The sequence below is a fragment of the Sulfitobacter rhodophyticola genome (assembly GCF_041281685.2).
Taxonomy (GTDB): Bacteria; Pseudomonadota; Alphaproteobacteria; order Rhodobacterales; family Rhodobacteraceae; genus Sulfitobacter.
The window spans coordinates 81,219-92,131 of record NZ_CP166248.2 but is presented as its reverse complement, the minus strand read 5'-3'; the positions used below and the strand labels follow the sequence as shown (position 1 = coordinate 92,131).

Genomic DNA, 10,913 nt, shown 5'->3' with positions numbered 1-10,913 from the left:
CTCTTTGCCTTGTCGCAGGGGCGCGCGGCAACGGACTGGTCAACCGGGCCCGTTTCGGGATAGTCGACGCGTATACCACCGTCTACATGGTGTGCATTGACCTGACCAAGAATACGGAATTCAAAAAGATGACGACTGACCGCCTGGATCGCGCTGATCTTGCCATTGCAGCTGAACTGGTTGACTTCATTGAAGGGAACGCCCTGCCGGGAACCGGGGTTGCGCCCGATGACTTTTGGGCTAGGCCTTTCCGCGCTGGTGCATGATTTCAGCCCGCGCAATCGTGCCTTGCTGGACAAGCGCGCCGACCTGCAGGCGGCGATTGATAGCTGGCACCGGGAGCGGCAGGGGCAAGCGCATGACGGCGTTGCCTACAAGGCGTTCCTGTCCGAGATCGGCTATCTGCTGCCGGAGGGTGATGATTTCCAGATCGACACCACCAACGTTGATCCCGAGATCGCCAGCATCGCCGGGCCACAGCTTGTGGTGCCCAGCACCAATGCGCGGTTTGTGCTGAATGCGGCGAATGCGCGGTGGGGCAGTCTTTATGACGGGTTTTATGGCACCGATGCGATGGGCACGCCGCCGCCTGCGGGGGGCTTTGATGACGGGCGCGGGGGCCGGGTGGTGGCCCGTGCGGCGGTGTTCCTGGATGAGGCGTTTCCGGTCAAGGGCACCAGCCACGCCGCCGCCGGGTCCTATACCGTCAGGGACGGCGCGTTGCTGGTGGATGGCACCGGCCTGATCGCACCGGAGAAATTCGTGGGCTACCGGGGCGACGCGGATGCGCCCACGTCGGTCCTGCTGTGCAACAACGGGCTGCATGTGGAACTGGTGTTCGACAACACCCATCCCATCGGGCGCAACAGCCCCTCCGGCCTGGCGGACGTGCTGCTGGAATCGGCGGTGTCTGCGATTGTGGACATGGAAGATTCCGTGGCCTGCGTCGATGCCGAAGACAAGGTGCTGGCCTATGCCAACTGGCTGGGCTTGATGAAAGGCGATCTGTCGGAGACGTTTGAAAAGGGCGGTACAGAAATGACCCGCACGCTGAACGCCGACCGCGCCTATACCGCGCCGCGCGGCGGGGAGATGTCGGTCAAGGGTCGCGCGCTTTTGCTGGTGCGCAATGTCGGGCACCTGATGACCAATCCCGCGATCCTGGACCGGGACGGGAACGAGGTGTTCGAAGGCATGATGGATGCCATGATCACCACGCTGATCGCCCTGCACGACCTGAAGAAAACGGGCGGCATGCGCAATTCCGTCGAAGGGTCTGTCTATGTGGTCAAACCCAAGATGCACGGGCCGGAAGAGGTCGCCTTTGCCACCGAGATCTTTGATCACGTCGAAAAGGTGCTGGGCCTGCCCGCCAACACGGTCAAACTGGGCATCATGGACGAGGAACGGCGCACGTCCGTGAACCTCAAGGCCTGTATCCGCGCGGCGAAAAGCCGGGTCTGTTTCATCAATACCGGGTTTCTGGATCGGACGGGCGATGAAATTCACACCTCCATGGAAGCCGGACCGTTCAGCCGCAAGGATTTCATCAAGCGCAAGGGCTGGATCACGGCCTATGAAAACCAGAACGTCGATATCGGGCTGGAATGTGGTCTGTCGGGGCGTGCGCAGATCGGCAAGGGCATGTGGGCCGTGCCCGACAACATGGCCGCGATGATCGAGACCAAGATCGAACACCCCAAGGCCGGGGCCAATTGCGCCTGGGTGCCCAGCCCCACGGCGGCCACGCTGCATGCGCTGCACTATCACAAGGTCGATGTCTTTGCCGTGCAGGCGCAGATCGCCAAGGGCGGGCGGCGCGCCTATGTGGAGGCGTTGCTGGACATTCCCGTCGCCAGCTATCGCAAGTGGACCAAGGACCAGATCCGGCGCGAGGTGGAGAACAACGTGCAGGGCATTCTGGGATATGTGGTGCGCTGGATTGATCAGGGGGTCGGCTGTTCCAAGGTGCCTGACATCAACGATGTGGGCCTGATGGAAGACCGCGCGACCTGCCGTATCTCCGCGCAGCATGTGGCGAACTGGCTGCATCACGGCGTGGTCAGCAAGGACGAGGTCGATGCGATCCTGCGCCAGATGGCGGAAGTGGTGGACCGGCAGAACGCGGGCGACCCGGCCTACCAGCCGATGGCGCCGGGATTTGACGGCATCGCGTTTCAGGCGGCTTGTGATCTGGTGTTCGGCGGCACGCAGGATCCTTCAGGCTATACCGAACCCACCCTCCACGCCCGTCGGCTGGAGTTGAAAGCACAGCAGGGGTAACGCTGTGCCGTAGGGTGCGCATTTACTGCGCACCGTCCGCCATTAGACCCTGACACCAAGGTGCGCAGTAAATGCGCACCCTACGTTCATGCGCCCCGCACGCCCCGCCATTTTCAAAAAATCCCGAAGACTTCTACCCTGCGAAGACCCGTAGCTTTGCAGGCGGTGTCCCGTACACTCCCCCAGAGTTAACGAGGGAGCGACACGCCATGTCAGCCAGTTACTACGCCCCCAAGGGCGGCCATCCGGGGCAGGATCAGCTGTTGACCGACCGCGCGGTTTTCACGGAGGCCTACGCCGTGATCCCGCGCGGCACCATGCGCGATATCGTGACCAGTTTCCTGCCGTTCTGGGACGAAACGCGCCTGTGGGTGATCGCGCGACCGCTGAGCGGGTTTGCGGAAACCTTTTCCCACTACATCATGGAAGTGGCCCCCGGCGGCGGGTCCGACCGGGCCGAAACCGATCCCACCGCACAGGCCGTCCTGTTCGTGGTCGAAGGCACGGCCCGCCTTGATGTCGACGGGCAGACCCATGACCTGACCCCCGGCGGCTATGCCTATCTGCCGCCGGATTTGAAATGGACCTTGCGCAACACCACCGATGACACCCTGCGGTTCCACTGGATCAGGAAAGCCTATCAGGCGGTCGACGGGATCGACCCGCCCGAGGTCATCATCACCAACGAACAGGACATCGCACCCACGGTCATGCCCGGCACCGATGGCAAATGGGCCACCACGCGTTTTGCCGATCCTGCGGACATGCGCCATGACATGCATGTCAACATCGTCACGTTTGAACCCGGCGCGGTGATCCCGTTTCTGGAAACGCATGTGATGGAACACGGGCTTTACGTGCTGGAGGGCAAGGCCGCCTACCGGCTCAACACCGACTGGGTCGAGGTGGAGGCCGGGGATTACATGTGGCTGCGCGCGTTTTGCCCGCAGGCCTGCTATGCCGGGGGGCCGGGGCGGTTTCGCTATCTGCTATACAAGGACGTGAACCGGCAGATGCCGCTGACGCTGCGCTAGGTTTGCGCGGTCGGCGGCACGCCCCCGACGGCCGCCGTCAGATCCCGCGCCGCTGCCACCACCGCCGGGCTGAAATCGGCGACCCGGTCCGCCCCCACGCGCGATGTGGGGCCGGAGACGGATATTCCCGCCACCGCTTCGCCGTGCAGGTCGAACACCGGCGCCGCGATGCAGCGCATGCCCAGATTGCGTTCCTCCCCGTCGATGGCGAAACCGCGCGCGCGGGTCTCCGCCAGATCGGCCAGCAGAGCATCCCGCCGGGTCAGCGTGAAGGTGGTGAATTCTTCCAACGGCCGCGCCGCCAGCAGCTTGTCGACCCGTGCGGTGTCCATCTGCGCCATCAGCGCCTTGCCGATCCCGGAAGCATGCAGCCGCGACAGCGTGCCAGGCGGAAAGAACGCGCGGATGCTGGCGTGTGTTTCCACCTGGCTGACAAAAAGCACATGGCCGTTCTGTTCGATGCCAAGGTTCGCGGTTTCCCCGGTTTGTTCCATCAGCTGCCGCATGATGGGGCGCGCGCGATCCACAAGGCTGGTTCGGCGCAGGAACCGCGCGCCGATGACGAAGGCACGCGGGCCGATGTGCCAGACCTGATCGATCTGGTCGAACTCCACCAGCCCCCTGCCCTCCAGCGTGACGAGGATGCGGTAGATCGTGGCGGGCGATTGCCCCATGTCGGCGGCAAGCGTCGACAGCGTCTTGCCCTGTGCCTCGCTCAGGAATTCGAACACCTCCATCGCGCGGTCGAGCGATTTGATCGTGTTCTGGGCGGTCTTGTCATGCCAGTCGCGGGGCCGACCGCGCGATTTACGGGCTGTCTGATTCTGCGAATCCTGAGCGGTCATTAGTACTATTTCTTTCAAAGTGAAATTTGCATTCACGATATGAAAAATTTAACCCTCTGACAACAGGCGTTTTTTCGAAACTGCCTCGAAATGAAAAATGTTTTCAAAAAAATATCCCTCGCCATCGAACCTCCCTACGTTAGGTCAACGCCAAAAGGAGACCAGCATGAGCTTCCAGAACCCCGTATTCATTCCCGGCCCCACGAATATGCCGGAGGAGTTGCGCAAAGCCTGCGACATGGCCACCATCGACCATCGCTCACCGATATTCGGCAAGATCCTGCATCCCTGCCTTGAAGGTGTGCGCAAGGTGCTCAAGTCCGATAACGCGCATGTCTTCATTCTGCCCTCCACCGGGACGGGAGGCTGGGAAACGGCGCTGACCAACACGCTCAGCGCGGGCGACAAGGTTCTGGCCGCGCGCAACGGGATGTTCAGCCATCGCTGGATCGACATGTGCCAGCGTCACGGGCTGGATGTGCAGATCGTGGAGACGCCTTGGGGTCAGGGTCTGCCTGCCGCCAAGTACGAAGAGATCCTGCGCGCCGACACCGGCCACGACATTAAGGTCGTGCTGGCGACGCACAATGAAACCGCGACGGGCGTCAAATCCGACATCGCCGCCGTGCGCCGGGCGCTGGATGCGGCGGGCCACCCTGCCCTGTTGTTCGTGGACGGCGTCAGTTCCATCGCGTCGATGGATTTCCAGTTCGACGCTTGGGGCGTGGATATCGCCGTGACAGGCAGCCAGAAGGGGTTCATGCTGCCCGCCGGTCTGGCCATCGTTGGCTTTTCCGACAAGGCCGTTGCTGCCGCCGACACGGCCACGCTGCCGCGCACCTTCTTTGACATCAAGGACATGCAAAAGGGTTATGACGCCAGCGCCTTTCCCTACACGCCGCCCGTTGGGTTGATGAACGGTCTCAAGCTGTCGCTGGACATGCTGCTGGAGGAAGGGCTGGAAAACGTCTTTGCCCGCCATGCCCGCATCGCGAATGGCGTGCGTCGCGCGGTGGACGCCTGGGGGCTTGAGTTGTGTGCCGCATCGCCGGACGTCTATTCCGATACCGTCAGCGCGATCCGCACACCCGAAGGGTTCAACGCCACTGACATCGTGACCCATGCCGCCGACACCTATGGCGTGGCCTTTGGTGTGGGTCTGGGGGAAGTCGCAGGCAAGGTGTTCCGCATCGGCCATCTGGGCAGCCTGACGGATGTGATGATGCTGAGCGGTCTGGCCACGGCAGAGATGTGCATGGTCGATCTGGGCCTTGATATCAAGCTGGGCTCCGGCGTTGCCGCGGCACAGGAATTCTACCGCGCCAACCCGGCCGCCGCACACAAGGACGCTGCATGATGCTGGACGATGACAAGCTCGACCTGCCGACCTATCAGGACATGTTGGATGCCCATGAACGCATCAAGCCGCACATCAACCGGACACCGATCCGCACCTCTGCCTATCTGAACGAACTGACCGGGGCCGAGTTGTTCTTCAAATGCGAGAACTTTCAGGAACCGGGTGCCTTCAAGGTGCGCGGGGCCGCGAACGCGGTGTTCGGGCTGGACGATGAACAGGCCAAGGCCGGTGTGGCGACCCATTCGTCGGGCAACCACGCCTCCTGCCTCAGCTATGCGGCCATGCGCCGGGGCATCCCGTGCAACGTGGTCATGCCGCGCACGGCACCTCAGGCCAAGAAGGACACCGTGCGCCGCTATGGCGGCGTGATCACCGAATGCGAACCATCGACGACGTCGCGCGAAGAAACATTTGCCAAGGTGCAGGCCGCAACCGGGGGTGATTTTGTGCACCCTTACAACGATCCGCGCGTGATCGCGGGGCAAGGCACCTGTTCAAAGGAATTCATCGAACAGGTTGACGGGCTGGACATGATGGTCGCGCCCATCGGCGGCGGCGGGATGATTTCGGGCACCTGTCTGACGCTGTCCACACTGGCCCCCGAAGTGCAGATCATCGCCTCAGAGCCGGAGCAGGCCGACGATGCCTATCGCAGTTTCAAAGCGGGCTACATCATCGCCGATGATGCGCCCCAGACCATCGCGGATGGCCTGCTGGTGCCGCTGAAGGAACGCACCTGGCATTTCGTGTCCAACCACGTGACGGACATCCTGACGGCCTCCGAGGAAGAGATCATCGACGCCATGAAGATCACCTGGAAGCACCTGCGGATCGTCATGGAAGCCAGCTGCGCGGTGCCGCTGGCCACCATCCTCAAGAACAAGGACCGGTTCGCGGGCAAGCGGGTCGGTGTGATTGTAACAGGCGGCAATGTCGATCTCGACAAATTGCCATGGATCAAGTGAAGGGAACGCACGCCATGAACACCCATGCGAAATTCGAAGACTACGAAGTCGGTTATGACATCCCTGCCCTGCCCGGCATGGACGAAGCGGACATCCAGACCCCTTGCCTCGTGCTGGATCTGGATGCGCTGGAACGCAACGTGAAGAAGATGGGCGATTTCGCCAAGGCCGCCGGCATGCGCCACCGCAGCCACGGCAAGATGCACAAATCTGTCGACGTGCAGAAGCTGCAGGAATCCCTTGGCGGGGCCTGTGGCGTCTGCTGCCAGAAGGTGTCGGAAGCGGAAGTGTTCGCGCGCGGCGGCATCAAGGACGTGCTGGTTTCCAACCAGGTGACAGCCCCGGCCAAGATCGACCGTCTGGCGCGTCTGCCGAAATGGGGCGCGCGCGCGATCTGCTGTGTGGACGATCCGGCCAACGTCGCGGACCTGTCCGCAGGCGCGGTCAAGCACGGCACCCAGATCGAATGTCTGGTGGAGATCGACTGCGGCGCGGGCCGGTGCGGCGTGACCACCACCCCGCAGGTGGTGGAGCTGGCCAAGGCCATCGACGCGGCCGAAGGGCTGAAGTTCGCGGGCATTCAGGCGTATCAGGGCGCGATGCAGCACCTCGACAGCTATGAGGAACGGCAGGGCAAGACCCAGATCGCCATCGACATGGTCAAGGACGCCGTTTCCGCGCTGAAGGCCGAAGGGCTGGAATGTGACATCGTCGGCGGTGGCGGCACGGGCAGCTACTACTTTGAAAGCGCGTCCGGCGTGTTCAATGAACTGCAGTGTGGCTCCTACGCGTTCATGGACGCCGATTATGGCCGCATCCTCGACAAGGACGGCAACCGGATCGACGAAGGCGAATGGGAAAACGCGCTGTTCCTGCTGACCACCGTCATGTCCCACGCCAAGCCGGAAAAGGCGATTGTCGATGCGGGCCTGAAGGCGCAATCGGTCGACAGCGGCCTGCCGTTCATCTACGGGCGCGATGATGTGGAATACGTCAAGTGTTCGGATGAACACGGCGTCGTGGCGGATCCCGACGGGGTGCTCAAGGTCAATGACAAGCTGCGGCTGGTGCCGGGCCACTGCGACCCCACGTGCAACGTGCACGACTGGTATGTCGGTGTGCGGGGCGGCAAGGTCGAAACCGTCTGGCCCGTGTCCGCACGCGGCAAGGCGTATTGATCGACGACGGTGCGCGGTAAACGCGCACCCTACACCCGCTCGATCACACCATCCGTAGGGTGCGCATTCATTGCGCACCGATGCTCGCATTAACTGCGCACCTTTACGCCAAATACCCCAAGGACCCCCCCAAAATGCACATCGTCCCCGAACGCGAAATCGCCTCCCTAATGACCCGCGATGCGGCCTTTGACGCCGTGGAAAAGGTCTTTGCCGCCATGGCTGCCGAAGACGCCTACAACTTCCCGGTCATCCGCGAGGCCATCGACCATGAAGACGCACTGTACGGCTTCAAGGGCGGGTTTGACCGCGCGGGGCTGACGCTGGGCCTGAAGGCGGGCGGCTACTGGCCCAACAACCTTGAAAAGTTCGGGCATATCAACCACCAGTCCACGGTCTTCCTGTTCGATCCCGACACCGGCATGGTCCGCGCCATGGTGGGCGGCAACCTGCTGACCGCGCTGCGCACCGCCGCTGCCTCCTCCGTTTCGATCAAGCATCTGGCGCGGAAGGATGCGAAGGTCATGGGCATGGTTGGTGCCGGCCATCAGGCCACCTTCCAACTGCGCGCCGCACTGGAACAGCGCGAATTCGAAAAGGTCATCGGCTGGAACTATCATCCGGAGATGCTGCCCAATATCGAAAAGGTCGCGGCAGAGGCCGGCGTGCCGTTCGAGGCGGTCGAACTGGACGGTCTGGCAGAGGCGGACGTGATCATCTCCATCACCTCCACCTTCGCGCCGACGATCATGGCGGATCACATCGCGCCGGGCACCCACATCGCCTGCATGGGCACCGACACCAAGGGCAAACAGGAGGTCGAAGCGGCGCTGCTGGCGCGCGCGACCGTGTTTACCGACGAGGTCGCGCAATCCACCAGCATCGGCGAGGCACAGCACGCCATCGCCGCGGGGCTGATCGCAGAAAGCGACGTGCACCAGATCGGCGCGGTGATCAACGGCACGCACCCGGGCCGGACGTCTGACAATGAAATCACGCTGTTTGACGGCACGGGCGTGGGCCTTCAGGATCTGGCGGTCGCGGCACGCGTCGTTGATCTGGCCATTGAAAAAGGCGTCGCGATAGAGGTCGATTTCTAGGCGTATCAGAGCCTGTGCTTGATCAATCCTCCATTTGTGGTATATTCATACGGTATATTCCATCGGGTGTAACCGTATGACCACTGCAACCAAACGCAAGACATCCCTGACCCTCGACGCCGCGGCCCTGGATGCCGCGCGCACCCTTGGGGTGAACGTCTCTGCCGTGGCTGACGATGCGCTGCGGCGCGCCGTGGCGGAGGCGGAGCAGCAGAACTGGCTTGCCGAAAACGCCGACGCCTTTGCCGCGCAGGCCGATTGGCACGACACCCACGATCACCCGCTGTCCGATATCCTTGCCGGGCCCGCAGGGGCGACATGGAAGGGCTGAAGCGTTTTGACATTGCCGTGCATGGCGACATTGCCATGGTCGTTGTTGAAAGCGATCTGTTGCCCCCTGATCCGGCAGTCGTGGTGATCCCGCTGCTGCCTGATTACCCCGCCGTGACACATCTTAATCCCACGATCCAGCTTGGCGAACGCCGCCTTGTCCTTGCCACACGGCTGATTGCGGCGGTGCGCCGCTCCGGCTTGCAGGCCGCAGGCAGCGCCGCCGATGAGGGTGACAGGATCATCCGTGCCGTGGATATCCTGATGTCGGGCGTTTAGGCCGAAACCCCTGCGTCAGAGACGAAAAAAGGCCCGATCACGCGACCGGGCCTTCCCCCAGAACTCAGGCATCAGCGCCCGCCAAGCGACCCGTCGCCGTGGCCCTGCAAGCCGCCCGATACCTCTTCAACGGACTCATCCGACAGGTCCTCCGGTAGGATCAGGTTCAGCACAATCGCGATCAGCGCGGCAGGCAGCAAGCCCGATGTCATCAGGATACGCAGCGTATCGGGAAGGTATTGCACCGCCTTGGGGTCCAGTTGCAGACCCAGACCCACCGACAGGGAAATCGCGAAGATCACCATGTTGCGCCGGTTCCAATTCACGTCCGACAGCATCGAAATGCCGGCAGCCACAACCATGCCGAACATCACGATCACACCGCCGCCCAGCACCTCGATCGGAATGGTGCGGATCACTGCGCCGACCTTGGGCACCAGCCCGCACAGTATCAGGAACAGTGCGCCGATGGTCACCACGTGGCGGCTCATCACACCGGTCATGGCAATCAGGCCGACGTTCTGGCTGAACGACGTGTTGGGAAAGCCGCCAAAGACACCTGCCACCGCAGACCCCAGACCGTCGGCATAGGTCGCGCCGGTGATCTCCGCTTCGGTCGCTTCGCGCCCTGCCCCGCCCTTGGTGATGCCCGACACGTCGCCGACCGTCTCAACCGCCGACACGAAGGCCATCAGGCAAAAGCCGATGATCGCCGCGACGCTGAATTCGATCCCGTATTTGAACGGTACCGGAAAGGCGATGGGTGCCGCGCGGCCCCAGCTTGTCGCGATGCCTTCGACGGTGACCATGCCCATCGCCATCGCATAAAGGTATCCCACCGCAATCCCGATCACCACGGCAGACACCGCAAGCATCCCCCGCGCATAGAACTTCAGCGCCAGCGTCACGAAGATCACGACCAGTGCCGCCGACCAGTTCAGCAGGGACCCGTATTCCGGCTTGTCGATGGCCGGGACGCCGCCGGCGGCGTATTGAATGCCCACCTTGACCAGCGCCAGACCGATCATCGTGACCACAAGCCCGGTGACCAGCGGCGGCAGGGCAAAACGGATCTTGCCGATAAAGGTCGCAATCAGCGTATGGAACAAGCCCCCGATCAACACGCCGCCGAACAGGGCCGGCAATGCCTCCACCCCCTTGCCCGCCACCAGCGGGATCATGATCGGAATGAACGCAAAGGATGTCCCCTGCACAATCGGCAGCCGCGCACCGACCGGGCCCAGGCCAATCGTCTGGAACAGGGTCGCGATGCCCGCAAACAGCATCGACATCTGAATGAGGTACGTCATGTCCGGAAAGCCCTGCGCCCCCGCGTCAGAGCCGAAACCAAAGCCCGCCGCGCCCGCGATGATGATCGCAGGCGTCACGTTAGAGACAAACATGGCCAATACGTGCTGTATGCCAAGCGGCACCGCGCGGTGCAGGGCCGGGGTGAAATTCGGATCACGAAGCTGTGCCGGTGTCCCGATGGAAGCATCTGTCATGGTTAGTCCCTCTTGGTGTTGGAGTGCGCCGACT

General features: G+C 62.6%; 9 protein-coding genes and 1 pseudogene. 8 read left to right on the top strand and 2 right to left on the bottom strand.

Annotated elements, in window-relative coordinates:
* Positions 1 to 128: 128 nt before the first annotated feature.
* Both AB4X18_RS00455 and AB4X18_RS00450 read left to right on the top strand, forming a co-directional pair.
* Positions 129 to 2,283, top strand: a pseudogene (locus AB4X18_RS00455) (malate synthase G).
* 209 nt (positions 2,284 to 2,492) lie between these two features.
* Positions 2,493 to 3,317 carry a bifunctional allantoicase/(S)-ureidoglycine aminohydrolase gene (locus tag AB4X18_RS00450; protein WP_370398855.1) on the top strand — a complete coding sequence of 275 codons (825 nt, stop codon included), beginning with the start codon at positions 2,493 to 2,495 and terminating at the stop codon, positions 3,315 to 3,317.
* Here the strand turns inward: AB4X18_RS00450 and bhcR are convergent.
* Complete coding sequence (gene bhcR, locus AB4X18_RS00445; protein ID WP_370398854.1) at positions 3,314 to 4,162, bottom strand: HTH-type transcriptional regulator BhcR; 849 nt, start codon at positions 4,160 to 4,162, stop codon at positions 3,314 to 3,316. The genes AB4X18_RS00450 and bhcR overlap by 4 nt on opposite strands.
* Before the next feature lie 166 nt (positions 4,163 to 4,328).
* On the opposite strand from bhcR, the gene bhcA reads away from it, so the two are divergent.
* The 6 genes from bhcA to AB4X18_RS00415 all read left to right on the top strand — a co-directional run bounded on the left by bhcA (position 4,329) and on the right by AB4X18_RS00415 (position 9,374).
* On the top strand, positions 4,329 to 5,519 hold the full coding sequence (gene bhcA / locus AB4X18_RS00440; protein ID WP_370398853.1) for an L-aspartate--glyoxylate aminotransferase BhcA: 1,191 nt from the start codon (positions 4,329 to 4,331) through the stop codon (positions 5,517 to 5,519).
* Positions 5,516 to 6,487 (top strand): beta-hydroxyaspartate dehydratase BhcB, encoded by a 972-nt coding sequence (gene bhcB / locus AB4X18_RS00435; protein WP_370398852.1) that lies wholly within the window; start codon positions 5,516 to 5,518, stop codon positions 6,485 to 6,487. The genes bhcA and bhcB overlap by 4 nt, the downstream gene beginning before the upstream one ends.
* A 14-nt stretch (positions 6,488 to 6,501) precedes the next feature.
* Positions 6,502 to 7,665: a 3-hydroxy-D-aspartate aldolase BhcC gene (gene bhcC / locus AB4X18_RS00430; protein WP_370398870.1), complete on the top strand. Its 1,164-nt coding sequence runs from the start codon at positions 6,502 to 6,504 to the stop codon at positions 7,663 to 7,665.
* 134 nt (positions 7,666 to 7,799) lie between these two features.
* Positions 7,800 to 8,765, top strand: a complete 966-nt coding sequence (gene bhcD / locus AB4X18_RS00425) for an iminosuccinate reductase BhcD (RefSeq protein WP_370398851.1) — start codon at positions 7,800 to 7,802, stop codon at positions 8,763 to 8,765.
* 76 nt (positions 8,766 to 8,841) lie between these two features.
* Positions 8,842 to 9,096 (top strand): type II toxin-antitoxin system CcdA family antitoxin, encoded by a 255-nt coding sequence (locus tag AB4X18_RS00420; protein WP_370398850.1) that lies wholly within the window; start codon positions 8,842 to 8,844, stop codon positions 9,094 to 9,096.
* Complete coding sequence (locus AB4X18_RS00415; RefSeq protein ID WP_370398849.1) at positions 9,084 to 9,374, top strand: CcdB family protein; 291 nt, start codon at positions 9,084 to 9,086, stop codon at positions 9,372 to 9,374. Before AB4X18_RS00420 ends, AB4X18_RS00415 begins: the two co-directional genes overlap by 13 nt.
* A 71-nt stretch (positions 9,375 to 9,445) precedes the next feature.
* On the opposite strand, the gene AB4X18_RS00410 is transcribed toward AB4X18_RS00415, so the two are convergent.
* Positions 9,446 to 10,879 carry a nucleobase:cation symporter-2 family protein gene (locus AB4X18_RS00410; RefSeq protein WP_370398848.1) on the bottom strand — a complete coding sequence of 478 codons (1,434 nt, stop codon included), beginning with the start codon at positions 10,877 to 10,879 and terminating at the stop codon, positions 9,446 to 9,448.
* Positions 10,880 to 10,913: the final 34 nt, after the last annotated feature.